Consider the following 21,782-nt stretch of genomic DNA (forward strand, 5'->3'; position numbering starts at 1 on the left):
ACGGACTCAACAAGGTAGCCTGCCAATCCATGACAGACCGCAGCCCAGACAAATCCCACATCGACGCCCCTGAAGTTGCCGCCTGGTGGGCCGAACGACGCCAGTATCTCGAGCGAATCCGCAAAGTTCCCGAGATTCGACAGCGATTCTGGCGGGAAGTTGCTATCTACCTGTTACGGCGTGTGCTGTGGTCTTACGGCTTCTTCCCCATCTTCATTGCCTTCTGGCTGCCCTTTGTCCTGGCCAGCTTCAACCCGGTAGTCATGGCCGGTGACCTGATCCCGATGCTGCAGGAGTTCGTCAACTCGAATCCGGAGGAACAGGCCACGACCATCAGCACCCTGACGATCGCCTGGCTGTCGATCGGCTCCTTTTTCCTGATATTCGATTTTGTTCTGACCCCGTTCCGGTCTCCCTATCAATATGAAGCCGATGTTTACATGAAGTCCTGGGAGCAACTTAACCATGATCGGCTTCCGGACAAAATGTGATACGACCGGCATTCTGATCAAGTTCAGACACTTTCTGTTACATAACGTTGCAGACAGTGGTTAAGATGAACCCATAACAAAGCATCCGGAACACTTGGATCAAGAGGTTTTGTCATGGTCGATTTCAGGCCGCTGCTGTTCATCAATGCACTTGCGCTCATGCTTCTGGTTACTGCCGGATTCGCATCGGTTCGCAAGGATCTGGATACCACCGACCCCACAGCTCCGGCTCTGGCGCAAACCGTGGAGCATGCCACCGCGCCGGAAACCTCAGCCGCGAAAACACCCACAACCCGGATTGAAGCCGAAACACCCGCACCTGTGGCTGAAGAGCCGCTGTTTGCTGATACCCGCGAGACACCATTGGCAGACACTCCGGAGACGCCGCAGCCCGTCGACAACGCGCTTCCGGCCACCGGCGAACAGACCGAAACAGCAGCAAACAGCGAACCGTTCACCGTTGAACCAATGCCCGAAAACCCGGAAATGCTGGCCATGGCCGAACCAGTTTCGGTTATGCGTTCCCAACGCGACGTGCCGGAGACGAAACCCGCGCCCGAGCCTCCGAAAACCGGCACCCTGGTGTTACGCTCCAACGTGGTGGGCGATCAGGTTACGATCAACGGTAAATCCTATGGCGCCACCCGCCTGGACCTGGAGCTGGACCCCGGCCTCTATGACATCACCATCGAAAAGCCCGGATACCAGTCCTGGAGCAATTCAGTGGCACTGGAAGCCGGCGACGAACTCACGCTGGTCGGCAAACTGGAAGCCTTCACCACCGTAAACTACAGGAATGGTGAATGGCGCGGCGGCATCACCACTGGTGATGGCACCTGGGAAGATAGCTCCGGCCTGCGTTATGAAGGCCACTTCGTGGACGCCGAGTTTGATGGTTCCGGTACCGCCTGGTACTCCGATGGAAGCCGCTACGAGGGCGACTGGAAACGGGGCGAACGGCACGGTGAGGGGCGCTGGCGCTCCGCAGACGGCACGACTTATACCGGCCAGTTCCAGAACGATCAGTTCCACGGCAAGGGCACGCTTACCCTGGCCAACGGCGACATATTGACCGGAAACTGGGAGCAGGGCCGTATGAATGGCCATGGTTCCCTGACCACCGCCGATGGCATGCTGTACGTTGGCGGCTTTCGGAATGATGAATTCCACGGCCAGGGCGCCCTCACCTACCCGGACGGACGCTCCTACGAAGGCGAATTCTCCAACGGCGAATTTCATGGCAAGGGCTCGGAAGTCTTTGCTGACGGAAAGAAATACGATGGCCAGTACATGGAAGGCAAGTTCCACGGCAAAGGCCTGCTGCGCAACCCTAACGGCAGCTCCATCGAGGCCACTTTCCGCCATGGCGAACCCTATGGACAGGTTCGCCTGACAACCGCGGCCGGCGAAGTGTTTACCGCCCGCACCACGGAACCCGGTGTCTGTTATCGGGAAAAGAGTTATCGGGCAACCCAGTGCCCGCAACTGGAAGGCTGGTAATCACCCGGTCGCAGCACCCACGCGTTTGCAGTAACAGGTTGAGGTAGTGACATGGCAATCAAAAATGCTCTGCTGGTGGACGACTCCAAAGTTGCCAGGTTTGCGCTAAGCAAACTGCTCGAGAGTCGGGACATGGAAGTGAACATGGCGGGATCAGCAGAAGAAGCGCTGGATTTCCTGAAGAGCCACGACCGGCCAGACGTGATCTTTATGGATCACCTGATGCCCGGCATGAATGGCGTGGAAGCCACCAAGGCCATCAAGAACAACCCGGAAACGGCCGGCATTCCGATCATCATGTGTACCTCCAAGAAATCCTCTTCCTTTATGGAGGAAGCGCGCAACTTTGGTGTCTACAACATCCTTACCAAGCCGCCTCACAACGAAGGTCTCAACCTGATGCTGGAGCAGTTGGCCAGTGACGTCGAGCAGGGGAACGTGCCAGAAGCACCTGTTGAAATGAACGGCCATGACCTGCGCGAGTCAGATGACGAACCCATGGACTTTCCGGAGGATGCCTCTGTGCAACTGTCGCCAAAAGCAGAAAGCGGCCTGAACGGCCAAAGCGCCCCGAATGTGGTGCCTCTGACCAGCGACCTGATTGAGCAGATTGCCCGCTCGGCGGTCAAGACTCATATCAACAACCGGCTGCATGAACTGCTCAGCTCCCTTTTCGACGAACAGTTCGATCACCTCAAGCGTGCGCTGGACGAAACCCGCAGCAGGCAGGAAGCCACTATCGAGGAGCGCCTGGAGTCACTCAGCAAGATGCTGGATGAACGCACCCGCAACCTGCGCGACGAAGTGGCTGCCGAAGTTAACCTGAACCTGGGTCGCGAGCTTACTTCCCTGAAAAAAGAACTCTCCAAAAACGCCGGATTCACCTCCGAGCATATGGCAGAGCTGAAGGACCACATCACCAGCGTACAGACCATCGACACCGAGTTCTGGCAAACCCTGCAGTCGGAAGCCATTCAGCAGGCCCACGAGATTTCCCGGGAGACCGCCGAGGACATTGCCCAGCGCACCATCGATCTGTACGTGTCTCAGCAGCGCTCGGCCAACTCGCGCATCTATACCGTTGGCTTGGCCATCAGTCTGGGTATTTTCAGCGTAGGAATCGCCTGGTTATCCGGCCTGTTCGGCTAATTGCCCACGGACCTGCTGCCAGTCCTGAGGGGTGTCAACGTCCTGTTGCACCCCGGCTATTTCAACCGGACGGGTTCCGGCCCGGTTCAGAACCACCCCCGCCCCCGCATCGCCCTTAAGCAATAACAGATCTCCCCAGAGCGATTTCGGAATCCAGGCTGGCACGCCTACCCGCTTGCCATAACTGGCTGCCCAGGGCACCTCTGGCTTCCGCCGGGCGTTTGCGGACAGCCGTCTGAGCCCTTCGGTATCCAGTAAGGGCTGGTCTGCCAACAGCACAAACACACCCAAAGCAGCGGGAGAAAGCGCCTGCAGGCCGGCAATCAACGACGTCGACAAGCCCTCCCGCCAACGCTCGTTAACCACCCAGTGCGCCGGTTGCCGATTGCAGCGAAAGCGCACCAGAGGGTAGCCTGCGCCCGCAACCACCCACGTCTGCGCCGATAGCTGCCGCGCCTGACTAATGGCGTGCCCCAGCAATGAATCGCCACCTGGCAGTTTCAAGGCCTGCTTGTAACACCCCATTCGTCTCGCTTGGCCGGCTGCCAGCACCAATGCCGGAAACTGCGGATCCTTGATGCTATGATTCGCGTTTATGATGCGCCCCCTGAAACTGCTGAATGCAGCGATTTTTGCTAGAATTCCGCCATCATGCAACCTGACCACGCCGGACCCTCCATGAACCATCTCTTTGTCGACAACCTCACTGTGATTGATTTCGCCTATCTGGATCCCGCTCGAGGCCTGGTTGGCGAAAGCTGGATTGCCGATGTGGTGCTGGGAGGAGAACTGGACGAACAGGGTATGGTCTTTGACTTCAGCAACGTCAAGCGCACCATCAAAAGGGTGATTGACGAACGCGTTGACCACCGGTTGGTGATTCCCCGCGGATACGAAGGCCTGCAATGGAGCGAGGACGCGCCCAACACTTTCCGCTGGGCACTCTCTGGCGGCGGTCACATCGAGCACAGCTCGCCGGACGAAGCCGTTGTCTGGCTGTCCTCGGACCGGGTCGTCCCGTCTGCCGTGGCCGCCCTGCTGGAAAAAGAGCTTAAAGCCGTTCTGCCCGGCAATGTCACCTCCGTCGACATCAACCTGCGCGAAGAAGTCATCGAAGGCGCTTACTACCACTATGTTCACGGCCTGAAAAAGCACCTGGGCAACTGCCAGCGCATTGCCCATGGGCATCGCTCCCCGATACGCATTGACCGCAACGGACACCGGGCCTATGACCTGGAAGAACGCTGGGCGAAGCTCTGGCAGGATATCTATGTGGGCACGGAAGAAGACGTGGCTCGCCGGTTCGTGGGCGAGGATGGCATTGGCTATATCACCTTCGAGTATGAAGCCAACCAGGGTGAGTTTGCCCTGACACTGCCGGAGCACCGGGTGTACATGCTGGAAACGGACACAACCGTAGAGCTGATTGCCGCCCACATTGCGGAAAAACTGAAAGCGGAGTTCTCCGGAGAGGAAATTCGGGTAAAAGCCTACGAGGGAGTGGGCAAAGGCGCCATTGCCATACGAGCCTGAACCGACCATCCGGGATTGGCGCCCTAAACGGCGCGAATCCCGCTGCTCATTCGTTCAGACACAAAAAAACCGCCCGAAGGCGGTTTTTTTGATGGCTATCCGGTGGACTAAACCGTCAAGCCTAATTGGCGTCCCCTAGGGGGTTCGAACCCCTGTTGCCGCCGTGAAAGGGCGGAGTCCTAGGCCACTAGACGAAGGGGACTAGAAATTGGTGGAGCCAAGCGGGATCGAACCGCTGACCTCAACACTGCCAGTGTTGCGCTCTCCCAGCTGAGCTATGGCCCCTCAACGGATGCGTATATTAAGGATCCGCCCTTGGGGCGTCAACACCCGATTCCGCTTTTTTTAAAGTTTTTTGAACATCCCTGTTCTCATCGTTCAATTAACCAACAAACCGCTCATCAAACACCCAGAGCAGCGTATTCCTTCTCTACTTTTTTGGTTTCTTTCTTGGAAAAGCCACCCATAACCTCAAGGGCATGACGCAAACGGGAGCGGGTCATGTCCGGGCCAAGCAACGCCATGGAGTCCATCACTGACCAGGAATTGGGCGTTCCGGCAATGGCCACAAAGATCGAGAACATGAAATCGCCCATCTTCAGGTCCATGGCTTTCGCCAACGCCTTGATGTCGGCAAAGATGGTGTCCTTGCTCCAGTGGCGCTGAGCTTCCAGCTTCCAAAGGGCGAACTGCAGCACCCGTTTGACCTGGCTCTCATCCAGCTTGTTATGGGCAAAGTCCTCCGGTTTCAGATTCAGCATGCCGCTGAACATGAACTGGGCCATTGGCGCCACATCGGAAAACACTTCCGCCCTACCCTTGATATGGGGCACCAGGGCTTTCAAGTCGTCCAGGTTAAACCACCACTGTTGCATCCGCGCCATGAACTGCTCGTCGCTCAGCTCCTCACGAATCCACTGGCCGTTGAGCCAACGCAGTTTTTCCACGTCAAACACGGGGCCACCCAGGGACACGCGCTGGATATCAAAGTTCTCGATCATCTCATCCAGAGTGAATTTCTCACGCTCGTCCGGCATGGACCAGCCCATACGACCCAGGTAGTTGGTCACAGCCTCTGGCAAGAAGCCCATACGCTCGTAAAAGTTGATACTGGTCGGGTTCTTGCGCTTCGACAGCTTGCTCTTGTCAGGGTTACGCAGCAGCGGGAGGTGACACAGCTCTGGCATATCCCAGCCAAAGTACTGATACAGCAGCTTGTGCTTGGGCGCAGAATTGATCCATTCCTCACCTCTCAGCACGTGGGTAATGCCCATCAAATGGTCATCAACAACATTGGCCAGGTGATAGGTCGGCATCCCATCAGACTTCAAGAGGATCTGGCAGTCCACCTGAGCCCAATCGATCTCAATGGTACCCCGGAGCATATCCTGAATTTCACACACGCCTTCATCGGGCACTTTCATGCGGATAACGTACGGATCACCCGCATCCAGACGGCGCTTCACCTCGTCTTCCGGCAACTCCAGATCGCCCTTGATGCCAGGATTCAGGCCCTGAGCCTTACGCTCTTCACGGATGGCATCCAGCTCTTCCGGTGTACGGAAGCAATAGAACGCATGACCAGCGGTGACCAGGTCCTCGGCATACTGACCGTACATGTGCTTGCGCTCAGACTGGCGATACGGGCCGTGGGGGCCGCCAACGTCGGGACCCTCGTCCCAATTCAGACCCAGCCACCGCAACGCTGTCAGAATATCCTGCTCGGATTCAGCGGTACTGCGGGCCTGATCGGTGTCTTCGATGCGCAAAATGAACTGGCCGCCGTGCTGACGGGCAAAGCACAGGTTAAACAGGGCCACGTAGGCGGTACCAACGTGTGGATCGCCGGTGGGCGACGGGGCAATTCGGGTGCGTACTGTCATGAAACCATCCTGAAAATAAGTGGCCGATTTATAAAGGGCGCATTATAGCGGCCATCCTGAGGTTTCGCATGGGCGGCTTTTGCATCCCCGACACAAGCTGTTATATTATAACGTTTCACGTACACGCAGGATTCGATACACCATGCCACAGAATGTCACCCGCCTGGCCCTTGCACTCTCAGCCCTGGCTATAGCAACACCCGCCGCCGCAACCAATGTGGTTGCGTCCATTAAACCTGTCGAACTTCTGGTCAAAGCTGTCGCGGGTGACAGCGTGGAGGTATCAACGCTGGTACCACCCGGCTCCAGCCCCCATAACTACAGCATGAAGCCCTCTCAGCGGCGTGCCCTGGAACAGGCGGATGTCATCTTCTGGGTCGGCCCGGATATGGAAACCTTCCTCAACCGTCTGCTCGGTGGCAAGGAATTCGCTGGCCGGTCGGTGGCTTTCCTGGAAAGCGAAGGCGCTGAATCTGAGCACGACGAGCATCATGATGAGCACAACCATGAGCCTGAGCATGAAGAGCACGATGATCACGGGCATCATGACGAACCCGATGTCCATCACCACGATCACGGCGACGGCGAAGACCCACATATATGGGTAGACCCGATGCTGGCACTGGACATGGCGAAAGACATCCGGAATGTACTGAGCGAACTTGAGGGCGTAAACCCCGAGGAACTGAATGCCAACCTGGAGCGTTTTCAAACCGAACTGCTCAACAAAGAGCAGAGTATTCGAGCGAGCTTTGCCGGCCTGGATGACATCAGCCTGTTCGCCTATCACGATGCCTTTACCCGCTACGCCGAGCACTATGGGCTGACGCTGGAAGGCGTTCTGACCCTGAACCCGGAACTTTCCCCTGGCGCCCGACACATCGCCGATGTTCAGGCCAAGCTCGAAGCTGCCAATCACCCGTGCCTGCTGACCGAGCCCCAATTCAACCGCCAGTGGTGGCGTTCCATTACCGAAGGACTGAACGTCACCTTCAGCACCTGGGACCCGCTGGCAACCGACATTGAATCGACACCGGCAGGCTACATCGAGTTTCAGCAATCTGTGGCCGATGCGGTTCTCAAGTGCTTACCAGAGCAGGCTCAGTAGCACCGGAATAGAGACCATCGCCAACAGGGTTTGCCCGCTGATGATCCCTGCCATCAGCGGCGCATCCCCGCCAAGCTGGCGCGCCAGAATGTAGGCCGACGTGGCAGTAGGCAAGGCCGCCAACAGCACCGCCACTTGCACCAGCAGCCCCTCCAGCCCGAGCATCCAGGCCAGGCCTGCGGTCATCAGTGGAAACGCCACCAGTTTAAGAGCCGAGGAGACAATAAACGGAACCGAACCGCCACGCAGGGCACTGAGCTGCAAACCAGCCCCCACGCACATCAGCCCCATCGGCAGCGCCAGATTACTCAACGGCTCCAGTATGCCCGCCAGCAAGGGATGAAACCCTACCTGAAAATAGCTCCAGAGCACGCCAATGACCGAACCGACGATCAACGGGTTGGTGACAATCGCCCGAATCACCGCCGCCAGATTGATTTGCTCTCGCCCTGCTACCAGAGCGAACATCAGAATACACAGCAGGTTCAACAACGGCACCATAATGGCCACGGCGATAGCCGTGAGCGAGAGCCCATCATCCCCCAGGAGCATGCCACCCGCGGCCAGACCCACGTAGGAATTGAAACGAATCGCACCCTGGTATACCGATGAAAACACCGGACCAGACCAGCCCCAGAGCCACTGTGCAGCCACCAGCACCAGCGTCATCGCCAGCAGCATGGCGATAATCAGCATCGCCGTATCACCGTAGGCGGAAGGAGGCAGCCGGGCCTGCCCAAGCTTGAACACCAGCATGGCAGGAAACAGTACGTAATAGGTGAAGCGCTCTGCACGGGGCCAGAAATCACCTCCGGGAAAGTCCACGCGGCGCAAGCCATGGCCCAACATGATCAGCACGAAGACAGGAATCAAAGCCTGAACCACCATTGGCATCACCACCTCCCGACTACCAGACACCAGCCCGTTCACAGGTGCAAGACACTAGCACAGATCTTCGGCAAGTTCGCAGTTGCCATTTTGCTCACCCGGGGTTAGATTCAGAGCTTCTTCAACTCTAAAGGCGAAGTGCAATTCCCGTGAACATTCTGCGTTCAGGCAATTACACGATATCTCTGGCACTGCGGTCCTCCTTCGGGAACACCGGCAGGGCTGCCATCCGCCTCTGATTTCGCTGAATCCACTCTCTTCCCCGTCCGGATTCAGCGCCTAACCAACAATCGATTGTTTACCTGGAGATTGCTATGGCTGAATTGCCACCTATCACTGTTGCAGAAGAAGATTATAACCGTCTCAGCACCTTGCTTGAGCGGGTCGCCGGCCAGTCTGATGTGGCCGATGGGCTGGAAGACGAACTCAGCCGTGCCGACATGAAGCCTCTGGCCGACATGCCAGAGGGCGTGGTAACCATGAACTCACGAGTGCGCTTCCTGAACGAAGACACCGGCGAGGAGCAAGAAGTGGCGTTGGTATACCCCCATGAAGTAGGCGACGCCGATCACAAAGTCTCGATACTGGCACCGGCCGGTGCCGCCATGCTGGGGCTGAGCATTGGCAGCAGCATCGAATGGCCCATGAAAGGCCGCAAGCCCATCCACCTGAAAGTGATCGGTGTTACCCGAAACCCATAAGCACTTTCCTTTACAAATATCAGGACTTGATATTTCTCCAAAGGCAGAACGGCCTCCGGTGGTAGCATTTCATCAATGCTAACCGACAGATCAGGAGGCCGTATGGCAGAGCAGCACCACGAAGACTGGGATCCCAGATCAGCCGAGGTTCAGACGGACCAGATCCGCGCCTACGATGCCATGCGCAAGGAATGCCCGGTAGCCTGGAGTGATTACCAGCAGTGGACGTTGTTTCGCCATGCCGATGTCATGCGGGCACTGGAGGATCATCACACCTTCAGTAACGCCGTCTCCGCGCACCTGTCCGTACCGAATGGCATGGACCCGCCGGAACACACCCCTTACCGCAAGGCCATCGAACCCTATTTTGCCCCCGAGCCCATGGCACGCTTTGAACCGGTATGCCGGGATGTGGCCCGGGCGCTGGTGCAATCCCTGAACAAAAACAAGCCGCTGGATGTGGTCAACACTCTAAGCCGCCCCTTTGCACTACAGATTCAGTGCGCGTTTATGGGCTGGCCGGATAGCCTGCATCAACCGCTGGCCGAGTGGGTGATGAAGAATCACCGAGCAACCCTGGCCCGCGACCGTTCCGCCATGGCCGACGTTGCTGAAGAATTTGACGGGTACATCCGCGACCTTCTGAACTCACGGCGCCGGACCCGGGAGCCCGCACCAGATGATGTCACCACCCGACTAATGCGCGAGCAAATCGATGGCCAACCCATGACCGACGAAGAGCTGGTCAGTCTCTTGCGCAACTGGACAGTCGGAGAACTGGCCACCATTTCAGCCAGCATTTCCATACTGACCCACTATCTGGCCCATCATCCCGAGCTTCTTAATGACCTTAAGGCCGCCCCGGAGCAGCTCTCCGATGCTATTGACGAAATCCTGCGAATGGACGCCCCACTCATTTCCAATCGCCGACTAACCACCCGAGAGGTCAAAATAGACGGCAGAACCATTCCCGCCGGCGCGAAAATCACCCTTCTTTGGGCATCCGCCAACCGGGACGAAGTCGCTTTCGGCAACCCGGATCAGTTCTGCCCACGTCAGAACGCAGCCAGGAACCTGCTCTATGGCGCCGGCATCCATGTCTGTCCCGGCGCCCCCCTTGCACGAATGGAACTCAGGATCTTCATGGAGGAGTTGCTGAAGCAGATCGAAGCTATCGAGCAGGCTGACGGCGAACAGCCTGAGCGGGCGATGTTTCCCACGGGTGGATTTAACTATCTGCCACTGGTGTTCCGCTGATAGCTTTCTCCAGAAAAAACAAAAGCCGCAGCGGAGAACCTCCGGTGCGGCTTTATATTGCGACGGGATCAGTCTTCGATAAACACCAGGCTTTCGTCGGACCCCGCGGCTTCAAGACGCCCGAGAGGCTGCAGATCCAGACCATGCTTTCGGGCGAGGGCCTCAAAGGCTTCCCGGCTCTTTTCGGCCACGCTAACCATCAAGCCACCGCTGGTTTGCGGATCACAGAACAACAGTTTGTCGGCGTCGGTCATACCGGAAATCGCCTTGCCGAACGCCGCCGCGTTGCGGTGGGTGCCACCAGGGATGCAATCGGCATCAATATATGGCTTCAGGTTTGGCAGCACAGGCACAGCCTTGCGACTTACCGTTGCCTTCAAGCCGCTGCCCCGGCAGATTTCCAGCAAGTGCCCGGCAAGACCAAAGCCGGTTACATCGGTCATGGCATTGACACCATCCACCTCAGCAAACACTTCGCCAACCTTATTGAGGGTCGCCATGTTCTCCACCGCCACGGCGAGGTCTTCAGGAGTAACCTTACCTTTCTTGGAAGCACTGGTGAGAATACCGACGCCCAGTGGCTTGGTGAGATACAGCAAATCGCCCGCTTGAGCGGTATCGTTTCGGATAATACGGTCAACAGCCACCTGGCCAGTCACCGCCAGCCCGAAAATCGGCTCCGGTGAGTCGATGCTGTGGCCACCGGCCAGGGCGATACCTGCCTCGGCACACACGGCACGCCCACCATCGATTACCTTGGCGGCAATTTCCGGTTCCAGCTCATTGACCGGCCAGCCCAGAATGGCAATAGCCATCACGGGCTTTCCGCCCATGGCATAGACATCGCTGATGGCATTGGTGGCAGCAATACGGCCGAAATCGAACGGGTCGTCCACCACCGGCATAAAGAAATCGGTGGTGCTGATAATGCCAAGGCCGTTACCCACATCGGCAACCGCAGCATCGTCTCGGCTGCTGTTGCCCACCAGCAGTCGCGGATCGTGAAATTCGGGAGCATCAGTGTGAAGGATGCGGTCCAGAACGTCCGGAGCAATCTTGCAGCCACATCCGGCACCGTGGCTGAACTGGGTCAATTTGATCGACAAAGCGTCTTCCTTCTTTCGGTTGAGCAACTCGGTTATCGTCAGGATACGCAACAGTCTACAATGCAGCTCACTCTCCGGCCACCAAATGCGTAGGAACCACCATGACCACCCCGAACAACCAAGGCCCCGCGACTCGCATCATCCACAATCGCCGCCATAAGGATGCCTTCGGCAGCCCCTACTCGCCGGTTTACAACACCACCACCTACCGGTTTGAAAACACGGCAGACTTGCTGGATGTGATTGAGGGGCGAAGCGACGGTAACCTGTACACTCGCTGGGGCACCAACCCGAGCATCCAGGAACTGGAACAGGGACTGGCCGGGCTCGAAAATGCTGAAGCAGCATTGGGGTTTGCCTCCGGCATGGCGGCAATTTCGGCAACCCTGCTGGCCCATGGCCGTAATGGGATTGTGTGCGTAGGCGATCTTTATGGGGGCACACAGGAACTACTGAAGAATCACTGCCAGGCGCTGGGCATTCCAGTGACCTTCCTGTTCCGTGAAGAGCAGAACCAACTGGCGGAAACACTGAACGAACCGGGCAAGCTGGTCTATTTCGAAACCCCGGCCAACCCGAACATGGCGATCCTGGACATTCGCGCCATCGCTGAAACGGCCCACCAGCACGGCGCACTGGTGGCGGTGGACAATACGTTCGCTAGCCCCATCAACCAGAAACCGCTGGAACTGGGCGCAGACCTCGTCTTGCACAGCGCCACAAAATACCTGGGTGGCCACAGCGACCTGACCGCCGGTGCCCTGATGACCTCTGCAAGCCTGGCAAAACCCGTGGTCGCCTGGCGCAAGAACCTGGGCCAGCTGATTGCCCCGGAAACCGCCGCCCTGCTCTCCCGCAGCTTGCGCACACTGCCATTACGAGTGCGCCAACACAACGAGAACGCCATGGCAGTCGCTCAAGCGATGGAACAACATCCGAAAGTCACCAAAGTACACTACCCCGGCCTGCCTTCCTTCGAAGGCCACGACCTGGCCAAACAGCAGATGACCGGCTTCGGCGGTATGCTCAGTATTGAAGTGGACGGTGGCCAGCAGGCAGCCGAAAAAGTGGCGGACTCCCTGAAAGTCTTCCTGCTTGCCACCAGCCTGGGCGGAGTAGAAAGCCTGGTGAGCCAACCGAGCGCCACCAGCCATCACGGCCTGAGCCGGGAAGAGCGCCTCAAACGGGGCATTGGCGATGGCATGCTGCGCCTGTCAGTGGGGCTGGAAGATGCGGAAGACCTGATCGCCGACCTTAATCAGGCACTCTCCTGAGGTTTGGATCGCTTCAGCGGCTGACCAGAAAGTCAGCAAACTTGCGGGTAAGCGCGCCAGGCAAAAGCTTGTTCGTGAACCAAAGCCCCCTGGCCCGCCAACCCGGAATAATCATAAACCGACGGCGATCGATACCTTTGCGGATCTGCGCCACGGCAACATTCAAAGGCAAGGTGCCGGCCATCAACTTCAGCGCTTCGGTTTGCCTGGGGCGATTCAAGCGCTCCGCCTCTACCATCGGCGTTTCCACTTCCGGAGGGCACACCACAGAGACATCAATGCCTCGCGTTGCCAGCTCGATGCGCAACACCTCAGCTAACCCCACCACTCCGTATTTGGAAGCACAATAAGCCGCGTAGCCATAACACCCCACCAATCCGGCCATGGATGCAACCAGAACCAGCTGCGAGCCTGCTTTCAAATGGGGCAGGACACCAGCCACCACATTGCGCGTGCCGACCAGGTTGATGTTGATCACCCGGGCATAGGCATCGTCATCTATGGCCTCAAAATCGGCCGCAATGGCAATTCCCGCGCAGTGAATGACCAGATCTGGCGGTGAAGACTCCGCCGCGGAGGCAAAGGCCTCTCTCACTCCGCCCGGTTTGGTCACATCCATGGCGAATGTTCGAATGGATGCCGGCCCCGCTATGGCTGCCAACCCCTCCACAGCGGGTTCCATCGGCTGGATATCAAACAGGGTAACCTCTGCCCCTGAACGCAGATAAGACCGCGCCAGTTCAAAGCCAATTCCGCTGGCACCACCGGTGATGTATACCTTCCTCGCAGACTTCTTCTGTACATTACCACCCGCCATACCACACGCTCCGCAAATCCTTGTTATCCCGCCAGCGTACCCCCGGCCAGCATAATCCTCCATGCCTTCAATGCCGGCCAATGCCCCGTGTTTGGCTATTGACGTAGCCGGTGCCGGTGTGATGCCGCCATCGTCCTATTTCCCGGGCCACGCGTTTATGAAACACTCTGCCCCTTTTGACGGAACCTCACAGATTAAGGACGCAACATGGCCGTAAAATCCGTTGCCCTGGTGGCACACGACAACAAGAAGAAGGAACTGGTGGACTGGGCGAACGAGAACCGCACCCGCCTTGCCCCGTTGCGTTTGTACGCCACCGGCACCACTGGCCGGCTACTTAGTGAAAGCCTCGGACGAACCGATCTCAACTGTCTGCTGAGCGGGCCTTTGGGTGGCGACCAACAGATCGGCGCCAAGGTTGCCGAGGGTGAAATCGACCTGCTGGTGTTTTTCTGGGATCCTCTTGAACCCCAGCCCCACGACCCGGACATCAAGGCCCTGCTGCGCATAGCCGCCCTCTGGAACATCCCCGTTGCCTGCAACCGGGCCACTGCCGAGTTCGTGCTGACCTCTGCCTACATGACCGACGACCAGCACCAGCCACAGAAGCCGGACTTCTCGGAATACACTGGTCGCAAAGTTCAGTAACCGAAAAAAACAGCCAGACGTCCAGATCGGAACTAACATGTAGGGACACCCTTGAAAGGAGCCGAGGGGAAAGACTATGGAAGCAATACGCCGATTACTGATCGCAGTGCTTGCCTCTCTGGCATTCGTTGCGCCCCATACGACGGCCAACGGGTTGCCGGCAGAAGTCAGACTGGCAACCATTGAGGGTGTGCCCAGCGCAACAGCCGCAAGGCAAATCCTGGAAATCGCCTACCAACGCTTGGGTGTCGGTGTCTCCGTGATGGAGGTGCCCACCAAACGCGCTCTTCTGCTGGCCGACAATGGCGGCCTGGATGGCGACCTCTACCGGGTTGATGCCGTCGCATCGAATTACCCAAACCTCGTGAGGGTTGAGTTCCCTCTTCTCCAGGGCAAGCTTCTGGCCGTTGTCCGGGAGACAGAAACCCACGACCTGCCACACTCACCCAAGAATCAACCTCTTCGGGTATCTGTACTCCGGGGGGCCATCATCGCCGAGGACAAAGCCAGAGAGCTCGGCATGGAGCCTATCCTTGCAGACGATTACGATCAGGTCCGCTCCCTTCTGGAGCTAGGGAGAGTTGACGTGGCTTTCGTCTCGGATGTTGAGGGCATATCACCGCTGACAAACGAACATTGGCATCGGCTAAAGCCGATCCGAAAGCCCGTGACGACTTTTACGTTCTACCACTACCTTAACCAGCGACATGCTGTGCTCGCTGATCAACTCGCCAAGGTGCTCGAACAACTTGAACGCGAAGGAATCAAAGCCGAAGTACTGGAGTCCCTCCGTCGACATCAACACAGCAAAAGCTGACTCAGCGTCGGAAAACCGCCTTTAAGGATCCCACATTATGCCCCGATCATGGCCGCATCCACTGTTGGACATACTGCACGTAGAAAAACCCATCATCCAGGCCCCCATGGCTGGCGTTCAGGATTTCCGCCTGGCAGCCGCAGTTACCAACGCCGGCGGCCTCGGCTCTCTGCCCTGCGCCATGCTCGGCCCCGATGCACTGAAAACAGAACTTCAGGCACTGAATGAAGCCACCCAGGGTGGCCCCTATAACCTCAATTTTTTCGCCCATACACCGCCCGCCCCGAATGACTCGCAGGAGGCCGGATGGAGGCAGGCACTGGCGCCCTATTACCAAGAATTCGAGATAGATCCAGCCACCATCAGCAACGGCCCCGGCCGCATGCCTTTCAACGAAGAATCCGCAGCTATTGTTGAAGCCTCCCGCCCGGCAGTGGTGAGCTTCCACTTCGGGCTACCAGAGCCGGCATTGCTGGATAGAGTCCGGCAAGCCGGGGCAAAGATATTCTCTACCGCCACGACTGTGGAGGAAGCCATCTGGCTGCAACAACACGGCGCAGACGCAATTATCGCCCAAGGGTTGGAAGCGGGCGGTCATCGAGGGATTTTTCTTACGAAGGACATGACCACACAAATGGGCACCTTCGCCCTGTTGCCTCAGATTGTGGACGCCGTGAACATTCCCGTTATCGCGGCCGGTGGCATTGCAACTGCAGAGGGAGTACAGGCCGCGTTGAAGCTTGGCGCAGCGGCAGCGCAGATTGGCACGGCGTTTATGCTGTGTCCCGAGGCAACCACCCGCCCCCTGCACCGGCAGGCACTCAAAAGCCCGCAGGCCAGGCATACCGCCCTGACAAACCTGTTTTCCGGAGGCCCTGCACGGGGCATTGTTAACCGGATAATGCGAGAACTCGGGCCAATATCAGAGCTCGCACCGGCATTTCCACTGGCAACCAACGCCATCGCACCACTCAGGGCAGCGGCTGAAGCCGCAGGATCCGGTGATTTTTCACCGTTATGGAGCGGACAGAATGTAAGTGGGTGCAGGGAGGTTTCGGCGGGGGAGTTGGTGAAACAGCTTATGCTTTAACTGGAAGGTTTTTCTGCAGCCAGGTAAACGGCGGTCTCCCACCACACATCGGAACGGTTTAACTGATCGGCCCGAGGTGAATCCGCCAAAGGCACCGACATAACCGCGCGATGAAGGGCAAAGCTGTCCAGCTCGGCCTTGGTGACTTCATAAAACTGCCGTTCACCATCCCCCGACCCATGGCGCAGGGTGATCACCAGCATGCCGGACGGCGCCAGCAGCTCAGTCAGAATCCAGAACGCCCGTTCCCGGTGTGCAGAGGGCAGATGCATCCACACCGCAGACACCAGCACCAGACCAAACCGGTAACTGAGTTTGCGGATCTCGCTCAGATCCGGCAGAGCATCATCCACCCACTGGATACTGCGGTGAGCCGTTGCCGACTCGCTCAGCCGGCGCAACTCTACAGCGGGTTCCACCGCCACCACGTCCCAGCCAAGCTCCGCCAGTGCCAGCGCATCGCGGCCACTGCCGGCGCCCACATCCAGCGCGAGGCCGGTTACATTATCCAAATGAGGGAGCCAGTGGCTATGGACCTGTTCGAAGGTCAGGGACTGGTATTGGGTGAAGAATTTTTGGGCGTTTATGTTGTATGTAACAACGGTCATTAACGCGACCTCCGCGGTCGACTCAATGAGAAAGCAGCTTGGCTTGGAATAACTGAGAGCGTTTTATTTCGCGAATTGTCATATGAATATTACTCGGTCAAGATAGCTCCACCTACTTGAGCTTGCAGTCTTAGAGGATTCTTTATGCCAAGGGCAGATCGTTGGAGCAACGAAGAAATAGCACTTACAGTGGCAGATTACATGAAGATGTTGACCCTCGAGCTTGCAGGTCAGCGGTATAACAAAAGTGCCCACCGCCGAAAGCTACTAGAGAACCTCAATAATCGCAGCAATGCTGCTGTTGAGCTGAAGCACCAGAACATTAGCGCAGTACTCCGGGATTTGAATTGCTTTTGGATACCTGGCTACAAACCCAGAAGTAACTATCAAGAAGCGCTCGCGATTTACGTTGAGGACTGGATTGCTTCACATCCAGAATTCGATCGTATCTCCCAAGCAGCTGTCGAACAGCCAGCAACCGTTCCGAGCTCAGTAGAGTTTTCTAGACTTGTCGTTGAGGCACCGTCGACATCTGCAGAAATCAGGGAGCCATCATCCGCGTACCATCCACAGCGCGCAGCCTCCCGAAGAGACTATGTTGCGCAGGAGGCCAGAAACTCAGCTCTAGGAAACGCGGGCGAGTTACTGGTACTTGAATACGAAGAGTATCGCCTCAGATCTGCGGGCGAAATCACTTTAGCAAATCGTATAGAACACGTTTCTCAATCTAAGGGAGACGGACTGGGTTACGATATCCTATCGTTCGAAACATCTGGGAAAGAACGATTCATTGAGGTCAAAACTACGGCATTTGCGAAAGAAACTCCGTTTTATGCATCTCGCAATGAAGTTTCGTTTTCGTCCGACTTCCAAAGCCAGTTTCAGCTATACCGCCTTTTCGAATTTCGGAGATCTCCCAAGCTATTCTCATTGAAGGGTTCAATCAGCGATCATTGCCATATGGATGCCGCCAATTTCCTCTGCAGGTTGCGATAGCCTATAGCAAATCGGACAACCAAGCCGCCCCCCTCACCCCACTGGAATCTCCATGGGCGGCTTTCACAATCGACGTATCACACTCACCCCCAAACACATAGCTCGAAAGCTTTCCCGGCAGTTCCCGATATATCTGTTCCGCATTACTCATGCCGCCACCCAGCACGACGATGTCCGGGTCCAGCACGTTGATAACGGCGGCCAGGCCCCGGGCCAGGTGCTCCAGATATTGCTTCAGGGTGTCGGTGGCTTGCGAGTCGCCATTTCGTGCGTTTTCAACAATGATGTGGGCGGGCAGTTGCTGTCCCGTGTGCAGTTTGTGAGTGAGTGACAACCCGGTTCCAGAAAGAAAGGTTTCGTTGCAGCCGTACCGGCCACAAAAGCAGGGGCGCAGTCGCAGTTCAGCTTCCGGTGTCCAGGGTAACGGGTTATGGCCCCATTCGCCGGCTACGCCGTTGGGGCCGGTCAGCAGCTGGCCGTTCACGGTGATGCCTGCGCCACAGCCCGTGCCCAGTATGGCCGCGAATACCGTGTGGTGGTTGCGCCCTGCCCCGTCTGTGGCTTCGGAAAGTGCCAGGCAGTTAGCATCGTTGGTCAGGGTTACGGGCCGTTGCAGGAGTTCACGCAGGTGTTGCTGCATGGACTGGCCGTTCAGCCAGGTGGAGTTGGCGTTTTTAATGCGGCCGGTTTTGCCCGAAACGCTGCCGGGTATGCCTATGCCCACGGGTATTCCGGTGGTACCGGCGTGGGCTTCAGCCTTTTGTACCAGGGCGTGGATGGTTTGCAGGGTGGCTTGATAGTTGCCGACGCTGGTCGGTACGCGTTGGCGATAATGCTCCTGGCTATGCCGGTCCATCAGGATGACTTCGGTTTTGGTGCCCCCCAGATCGATGCCTATCAGCCAGTTGCTTCCCATGCCGCACTCTTTGTTCAACGGTTTCCCAGAAAATACGGTGTTATTAGCGGAAAGGGAACCCGGTATTTTTATGCGTTTTCTTTCTGACAAAAGCTCAGGTTATTCATAGAGCTCTTAACCATTATCGAAAATCCCTGTTTGCCTTGATATTCGTCAGTGCTTATCATCCCGCCCCCTTTAACGCACCAATTCAGGGCATGAACAGGCAGTATGGGACGCAGGAACGAGCAACTCCGCTGGCAACTGGCCAAAGGCCTGGTTCAGGCGCTGCACCTGGAGCGCCTGGCGAACACGTACAGCCGTACCACGGTGATGGCGGTGTTCAACCTGGTTAATGGCGGGTTCAGTATTGCTTTGGTGTCGTTTGTGGCGCTGGTTACGCAGGAGGCTTTCATTTTCCCCTCCCTCGGTGCCACGGCTTTTATTCTGTTCTATGTGCCCATGGCGCAACCGGCGTCTCCCAGAAACACACTCTGCGGGCACCTGATCGGCGCTCTGATGGGCTTGCTGGCTCTGTATATTTTCGGGCTGCAGGGTCAGGCTTCGGCATTCATGACCGGCGTTGATCTGCCCAGGGTGGGTGCGGCGGCATTGTCGCTGGGACTTACCAGCTGCCTGATGGTGGTGTTTCGGGTTGCTCACCCCCCGGCCGGTGCCACGGCACTGATCGTTTCCCTGGGCCTGATGCCCAATCCGGCGCAGTTGCCAGTGCTCATGGCGGGGGTGGCGTTGCTGTTGGTCCATGCCTTTGTGATGAATCGGCTGGCAGGTATTCCCTATCCACTCTGGTCGGCCAGCACGGGTTCCACTCCCATTCGGCAACAGGCACCAGCGGCCGATTGAGACTTACTTCTTCACCCATTTGCCGTTGATCAACACAAACTGGCCTGCAGGCGTTCTTTCAATGGCTTTCTGACCGGCCACCGTCTCTACCTGAGTCACCGGAATGTCGTGTTTTTCAGCAATGCGGGTGTATTCATCCCGGCGGGCCTGGTTAATGGCTTTCACCACAGCCTGGGCATCGCCTTCTGCGCGCACTACGTCCAGGTAGCCGGTTGGCGTTTCCCCCACCTGGCCCTGCTGTTTAGCCGTGTCCAGTTTCTGTTTCGCTTCTTCCAGCCCCATGGCCAGCGCCGGTATTGCTACGGCGAGCGCCAACACAAAGGCGCCCAGTTGTATCAGTCGTTTCATACTCAACCCCTTGGTCAGCCGTTGGCATTGTCCGGTGTTACTCAGAACAGCCCCTGTTCGCTGAACAGTTCGTCTACTTCTTTGTCCACCTTCACGTAGATCTCGTGCTGAATCTTTACGTTCAGGTTGACGGTAATCGGTTCTTTTGGTGCCGCCATCTGCACAGTGGGTGTGCACGCAAATAGCGCCAGCGGCAACATTAAAACCAGCAATGTTCTGGCCGCCAGTGGCCGGCACCAACGCCATAGATTTGTCATGGCACTGCCTCCTGCCCGGATTGTTGTAACCGTTCCCGAACCCTTTCGGTCACGGCTTCGTTCACTCTGCCACTCAGCTGAAGGCTGGTTAACAGGGCGGGGATATCCTCTTCAAGATTGATGTTGAGCACAACCGGCTGCCCGCCACGAAGATCCGGATTCTCACCTTCCAGCCTCAGACCGAGCGCCAATTTTCCCTCTTCATCGTAGTCTATCGTGCTCTCCAGCACCGAATAGTGAAAGTTTTGCAAAGCTTGCACCACCAGATCCATGGCATCGCTGCTACCCAACATGGCCTGCAGTCGCTCGGCCGGCATGATGAGTTTGCCACCGGGCGATACCGCCCTTAGTGCGCCCTCGTCTACTCGCACACCAGCGTCGGTCACCGCTACCGGAATGCGGCCTGTCAAGGTGCCAGTGCCTGAGAAGCCCTCTGCCGGATACGCCTGCAGCAGTCGCTCCAGCGAAAGATCGTAGACATCAATGGGAACATGCCAGGGACGATTCGAGAGGTCCACAGTGCGCGGCGCTACGCGAAGCCGGCCACCCAGAAACTCGGCTGTCGCCTGCTGAACGGCAAGCTGCCCCCTGAGCGGCGCAGCCAGGTTCGCTTCGTAATCCGCCAGGAGCTGAATCGGCCCAATGCCGATTCCGGAATCGACTTCGCCTATCCGGATGTCTCGCAGGGCGGCGGTTAATGTGTCCGCTTCCAGGGCAAACAACAGGCGCCCACTCAGGTTGGTGAGCGCCGTACGGTCCATTACCCCGGACACATCCTTAAAATCCAACCTGGCATCCGCCGCCAGTGGTTCATTGGACTCCACCCTGAGATTTGCCTGAAGTGTAAGTTCACCGTTGTCCATCGAGAGCAATTCCGGCCAGTTCAGGAGCGTGGCCGCAAGCGCCTCTCCGGCTTTCTGCGCAGCCATGGTCGTGCGGATGTCGGCTGTAAAGTTGCTCTCCGACCCGCTACGCAAGACGAGATTGGCTGTCAGGCCAGAGTTGGCATTCAGCGTCCCTTCAAGTTCCAGATCTGCCAGCGTTCCGCTCGCCTTGCCCTGAAACCACCAGCGTTGGGGCTTCAGGCTCGGGTGGCGGATCTCCGCTACGTCGATGCGCACATTTCCGGAGATGCGCGTGCGTTCCGGCATAGCACCGGGGGCGCCAAGATCAACGGCTACCTCGGTATCCGCGAGATCCAGCTGAACACCTATTAACTCTGCGGGGGTGCTTCCGGATTGCCGGGCAATGCGGGCTATTGTCAGCCGGGACCCCGGGCGGAAGGTAACGCCGACCTGCTTGTTACTTGCTTCAACGGAATTGACGATATCTGCGTGAATGCCCGTCGCTTTCCAGCCGGCGATTTCATAGTCAGGCAGCGCCAGGTCCATCCGACCTTGCTGGAGCGAGAACGTCCATGGCGTGGCATTTGCCTGAGAGAGTGTCAGGGCACCAGCCACCACAGCAACCAAACAGAACCAGAGGGCCCGAAAGAAGCTGGCTGGGGATCTTGGCGGTGGCAGTATCATCCAGTCGTTCCGATAAATTGGAT

General features: G+C 57.5%; 23 protein-coding genes and 2 tRNA genes. 13 read left to right on the forward strand and 12 right to left on the reverse strand.

The features are described 5' to 3' along the window. The first annotated feature begins 29 nt into the window (after nt 1–29). From C7436_RS04265 to C7436_RS04275, 3 genes are all read left to right on the forward strand, one after another. Nucleotides 30–491: a hypothetical protein gene (locus C7436_RS04265; protein WP_023010480.1), complete on the forward strand. Its 462-nt coding sequence runs from the start codon at nt 30–32 to the stop codon at nt 489–491. Nucleotides 492–605: 114 nt separating this feature from the next. Beyond that, complete coding sequence (locus C7436_RS04270) at nt 606–1,991, forward strand: MORN repeat-containing protein (protein WP_121206813.1); 1,386 nt, start codon at nt 606–608, stop codon at nt 1,989–1,991. 51 nt (nt 1,992–2,042) lie between these two features. Further along, entirely contained in the window at nt 2,043–3,140 is a 1,098-nt protein-coding gene (locus C7436_RS04275) for a response regulator (RefSeq protein ID WP_023010482.1), read from the forward strand. Here C7436_RS04275 and C7436_RS04280 read toward each other — a convergent pair. Beyond that, nucleotides 3,120–3,827, reverse strand: a complete 708-nt coding sequence (locus C7436_RS04280) for a nucleotidyltransferase family protein (RefSeq protein ID WP_081699711.1) — start codon at nt 3,825–3,827, stop codon at nt 3,120–3,122. The two genes, C7436_RS04275 and C7436_RS04280, sit on opposite strands and share 21 nt — an antisense overlap. Here C7436_RS04280 and C7436_RS04285 point away from each other — a divergent pair. Continuing rightward, nucleotides 3,819–4,673 (forward strand): 6-carboxytetrahydropterin synthase, encoded by an 855-nt coding sequence (locus C7436_RS04285; RefSeq protein WP_121206814.1) that lies wholly within the window; start codon nt 3,819–3,821, stop codon nt 4,671–4,673. The genes C7436_RS04280 and C7436_RS04285 overlap by 9 nt on opposite strands. A gap of 126 nt (nt 4,674–4,799) precedes the next feature. Here C7436_RS04285 and C7436_RS04290 read toward each other — a convergent pair. From C7436_RS04290 to gltX, 3 genes are all read right to left on the reverse strand, one after another. Next, nucleotides 4,800–4,875 (reverse strand) — tRNA-Glu (locus C7436_RS04290). Nucleotides 4,876–4,882: 7 nt separating this feature from the next. Next, nucleotides 4,883–4,958 (reverse strand) — tRNA-Ala (locus tag C7436_RS04295). A 116-nt stretch (nt 4,959–5,074) separates the two neighbouring features. Then, complete coding sequence (gene gltX, locus C7436_RS04300; protein WP_121206815.1) at nt 5,075–6,556, reverse strand: glutamate--tRNA ligase; 1,482 nt, start codon at nt 6,554–6,556, stop codon at nt 5,075–5,077. A 142-nt stretch (nt 6,557–6,698) separates the two neighbouring features. Between gltX and C7436_RS04305 the strand changes: the two genes are divergently transcribed. Continuing rightward, entirely contained in the window at nt 6,699–7,664 is a 966-nt protein-coding gene (locus C7436_RS04305) for a zinc ABC transporter substrate-binding protein (RefSeq protein ID WP_023010486.1), read from the forward strand. Here the strand turns inward: C7436_RS04305 and C7436_RS04310 are convergent. Then, nucleotides 7,644–8,558 (reverse strand): AEC family transporter, encoded by a 915-nt coding sequence (locus C7436_RS04310; protein ID WP_121206816.1) that lies wholly within the window; start codon nt 8,556–8,558, stop codon nt 7,644–7,646. The two genes, C7436_RS04305 and C7436_RS04310, sit on opposite strands and share 21 nt — an antisense overlap. 308 nt (nt 8,559–8,866) lie before the next feature. Between C7436_RS04310 and rnk the strand changes: the two genes are divergently transcribed. Together rnk and C7436_RS04320 are read left to right on the forward strand one after the other, a co-directional pair. Further along, the gene (gene rnk, locus C7436_RS04315) at nt 8,867–9,253 is read left to right on the forward strand and encodes a nucleoside diphosphate kinase regulator (RefSeq protein WP_121206817.1); all 387 of its coding nucleotides are present in this window, start codon (nt 8,867–8,869) and stop codon (nt 9,251–9,253) included. Between the two features lie 102 nt (nt 9,254–9,355). After that, nucleotides 9,356–10,510 (forward strand): cytochrome P450, encoded by a 1,155-nt coding sequence (locus tag C7436_RS04320; protein WP_121206818.1) that lies wholly within the window; start codon nt 9,356–9,358, stop codon nt 10,508–10,510. Nucleotides 10,511–10,578: 68 nt separating this feature from the next. On the opposite strand, the gene selD is transcribed toward C7436_RS04320, so the two are convergent. Beyond that, entirely contained in the window at nt 10,579–11,616 is a 1,038-nt protein-coding gene (gene selD / locus C7436_RS04325; RefSeq protein ID WP_014421107.1) for a selenide, water dikinase SelD, read from the reverse strand. Between the two features lie 101 nt (nt 11,617–11,717). Here selD and C7436_RS04330 point away from each other — a divergent pair, with 101 nt between their 5' ends. Next, nucleotides 11,718–12,890, forward strand: coding sequence for a trans-sulfuration enzyme family protein (locus C7436_RS04330; protein WP_121206819.1), 1,173 nt, complete (start codon nt 11,718–11,720; stop codon nt 12,888–12,890). 13 nt (nt 12,891–12,903) lie between these two features. On the opposite strand, the gene C7436_RS04335 is transcribed toward C7436_RS04330, so the two are convergent. Next, entirely contained in the window at nt 12,904–13,707 is an 804-nt protein-coding gene (locus tag C7436_RS04335; protein ID WP_121206820.1) for an SDR family oxidoreductase, read from the reverse strand. Nucleotides 13,708–13,914: 207 nt separating this feature from the next. Here C7436_RS04335 and C7436_RS04340 point away from each other — a divergent pair, with 207 nt between their 5' ends. The 3 genes from C7436_RS04340 to C7436_RS04350 all read left to right on the forward strand — a co-directional run bounded on the left by C7436_RS04340 (nt 13,915) and on the right by C7436_RS04350 (nt 16,262). Continuing rightward, nucleotides 13,915–14,355, forward strand: coding sequence for a methylglyoxal synthase (locus C7436_RS04340; RefSeq protein ID WP_121206821.1), 441 nt, complete (start codon nt 13,915–13,917; stop codon nt 14,353–14,355). 76 nt (nt 14,356–14,431) lie between these two features. After that, entirely contained in the window at nt 14,432–15,172 is a 741-nt protein-coding gene (locus C7436_RS04345) for a type 2 periplasmic-binding domain-containing protein (protein WP_023009904.1), read from the forward strand. 37 nt (nt 15,173–15,209) lie between these two features. Continuing rightward, nucleotides 15,210–16,262: an NAD(P)H-dependent flavin oxidoreductase gene (locus C7436_RS04350; RefSeq protein WP_121206822.1), complete on the forward strand. Its 1,053-nt coding sequence runs from the start codon at nt 15,210–15,212 to the stop codon at nt 16,260–16,262. Here the strand turns inward: C7436_RS04350 and C7436_RS04355 are convergent. Further along, a complete protein-coding gene (locus C7436_RS04355; RefSeq protein WP_228198056.1) occupies nt 16,259–16,870 on the reverse strand; it encodes a class I SAM-dependent methyltransferase in 612 nt (203 codons plus the stop codon). The genes C7436_RS04350 and C7436_RS04355 overlap by 4 nt on opposite strands. Before the next feature lie 144 nt (nt 16,871–17,014). On the opposite strand from C7436_RS04355, the gene C7436_RS04360 reads away from it, so the two are divergent. Next, the gene (locus C7436_RS04360) at nt 17,015–17,866 is read left to right on the forward strand and encodes a protein NO VEIN domain-containing protein (protein WP_121206823.1); all 852 of its coding nucleotides are present in this window, start codon (nt 17,015–17,017) and stop codon (nt 17,864–17,866) included. A gap of 1 nt (nt 17,867) precedes the next feature. On the opposite strand, the gene C7436_RS04365 is transcribed toward C7436_RS04360, so the two are convergent. Beyond that, complete coding sequence (locus C7436_RS04365) at nt 17,868–18,782, reverse strand: ROK family protein (RefSeq protein ID WP_121206824.1); 915 nt, start codon at nt 18,780–18,782, stop codon at nt 17,868–17,870. A 210-nt stretch (nt 18,783–18,992) separates the two neighbouring features. On the opposite strand from C7436_RS04365, the gene C7436_RS04370 reads away from it, so the two are divergent. Continuing rightward, a complete protein-coding gene (locus C7436_RS04370; protein ID WP_121206825.1) occupies nt 18,993–19,625 on the forward strand; it encodes an HPP family protein in 633 nt (210 codons plus the stop codon). Nucleotides 19,626–19,628: 3 nt separating this feature from the next. On the opposite strand, the gene C7436_RS04375 is transcribed toward C7436_RS04370, so the two are convergent. From C7436_RS04375 to C7436_RS04385, 3 genes are read right to left on the reverse strand one after another with little or no spacing between them, the layout of a single operon-like run. Next, entirely contained in the window at nt 19,629–19,973 is a 345-nt protein-coding gene (locus C7436_RS04375; RefSeq protein WP_121206826.1) for a YdbL family probable chaperone protein, read from the reverse strand. 41 nt (nt 19,974–20,014) lie between these two features. Next, nucleotides 20,015–20,230: a YnbE family lipoprotein gene (locus C7436_RS04380; protein WP_022992281.1), complete on the reverse strand. Its 216-nt coding sequence runs from the start codon at nt 20,228–20,230 to the stop codon at nt 20,015–20,017. Next, nucleotides 20,227–21,759, reverse strand: a complete 1,533-nt coding sequence (locus C7436_RS04385) for a YdbH domain-containing protein (RefSeq protein ID WP_121206827.1) — start codon at nt 21,757–21,759, stop codon at nt 20,227–20,229. Before C7436_RS04385 ends, C7436_RS04380 begins: the two co-directional genes overlap by 4 nt. Between the last annotated feature and the right edge of the window lie 23 nt (nt 21,760–21,782).

This window comes from Marinobacter nauticus (genome assembly GCF_003634635.1).
Lineage (GTDB): Bacteria > Pseudomonadota > Gammaproteobacteria > Pseudomonadales > Oleiphilaceae > Marinobacter > Marinobacter nauticus.

Excerpts from the sequence above, each read along its gene's own strand:
- C7436_RS04265 (WP_023010480.1), top strand. The coding sequence starts at position 30 with ATGACAGACCGCAGCCCAGACAAATCCCACATCGACGCCCCTGAAGTT.
- C7436_RS04270 (WP_121206813.1), top strand. The coding sequence starts at position 606 with ATGGTCGATTTCAGGCCGCTGCTGTTCATCAATGCACTTGCGCTCATG.
- C7436_RS04275 (WP_023010482.1), top strand. The coding sequence starts at position 2,043 with ATGGCAATCAAAAATGCTCTGCTGGTGGACGACTCCAAAGTTGCCAGG.
- C7436_RS04285 (WP_121206814.1), top strand. The coding sequence starts at position 3,819 with ATGAACCATCTCTTTGTCGACAACCTCACTGTGATTGATTTCGCCTAT.
- C7436_RS04280 (WP_081699711.1), bottom strand. The coding sequence starts at position 3,827 with ATGGTTCATGGAGGGTCCGGCGTGGTCAGGTTGCATGATGGCGGAATT.
- gltX (WP_121206815.1), bottom strand. The coding sequence starts at position 6,556 with ATGACAGTACGCACCCGAATTGCCCCGTCGCCCACCGGCGATCCACAC.
- C7436_RS04305 (WP_023010486.1), top strand. The coding sequence starts at position 6,699 with ATGCCACAGAATGTCACCCGCCTGGCCCTTGCACTCTCAGCCCTGGCT.
- C7436_RS04310 (WP_121206816.1), bottom strand. The coding sequence starts at position 8,558 with ATGCCAATGGTGGTTCAGGCTTTGATTCCTGTCTTCGTGCTGATCATG.
- rnk (WP_121206817.1), top strand. The coding sequence starts at position 8,867 with ATGGCTGAATTGCCACCTATCACTGTTGCAGAAGAAGATTATAACCGT.
- C7436_RS04320 (WP_121206818.1), top strand. The coding sequence starts at position 9,356 with ATGGCAGAGCAGCACCACGAAGACTGGGATCCCAGATCAGCCGAGGTT.
- C7436_RS04330 (WP_121206819.1), top strand. The coding sequence starts at position 11,718 with ATGACCACCCCGAACAACCAAGGCCCCGCGACTCGCATCATCCACAAT.
- C7436_RS04335 (WP_121206820.1), bottom strand. The coding sequence starts at position 13,707 with ATGGCGGGTGGTAATGTACAGAAGAAGTCTGCGAGGAAGGTATACATC.
- C7436_RS04340 (WP_121206821.1), top strand. The coding sequence starts at position 13,915 with ATGGCCGTAAAATCCGTTGCCCTGGTGGCACACGACAACAAGAAGAAG.
- C7436_RS04345 (WP_023009904.1), top strand. The coding sequence starts at position 14,432 with ATGGAAGCAATACGCCGATTACTGATCGCAGTGCTTGCCTCTCTGGCA.
- C7436_RS04350 (WP_121206822.1), top strand. The coding sequence starts at position 15,210 with ATGCCCCGATCATGGCCGCATCCACTGTTGGACATACTGCACGTAGAA.
- C7436_RS04355 (WP_228198056.1), bottom strand. The coding sequence starts at position 16,870 with ATGACCGTTGTTACATACAACATAAACGCCCAAAAATTCTTCACCCAA.
- C7436_RS04360 (WP_121206823.1), top strand. The coding sequence starts at position 17,015 with ATGCCAAGGGCAGATCGTTGGAGCAACGAAGAAATAGCACTTACAGTG.
- C7436_RS04365 (WP_121206824.1), bottom strand. The coding sequence starts at position 18,782 with ATGGGAAGCAACTGGCTGATAGGCATCGATCTGGGGGGCACCAAAACC.
- C7436_RS04370 (WP_121206825.1), top strand. The coding sequence starts at position 18,993 with ATGGGACGCAGGAACGAGCAACTCCGCTGGCAACTGGCCAAAGGCCTG.
- C7436_RS04375 (WP_121206826.1), bottom strand. The coding sequence starts at position 19,973 with ATGAAACGACTGATACAACTGGGCGCCTTTGTGTTGGCGCTCGCCGTA.
- C7436_RS04380 (WP_022992281.1), bottom strand. The coding sequence starts at position 20,230 with ATGACAAATCTATGGCGTTGGTGCCGGCCACTGGCGGCCAGAACATTG.
- C7436_RS04385 (WP_121206827.1), bottom strand. The coding sequence starts at position 21,759 with ATGATACTGCCACCGCCAAGATCCCCAGCCAGCTTCTTTCGGGCCCTC.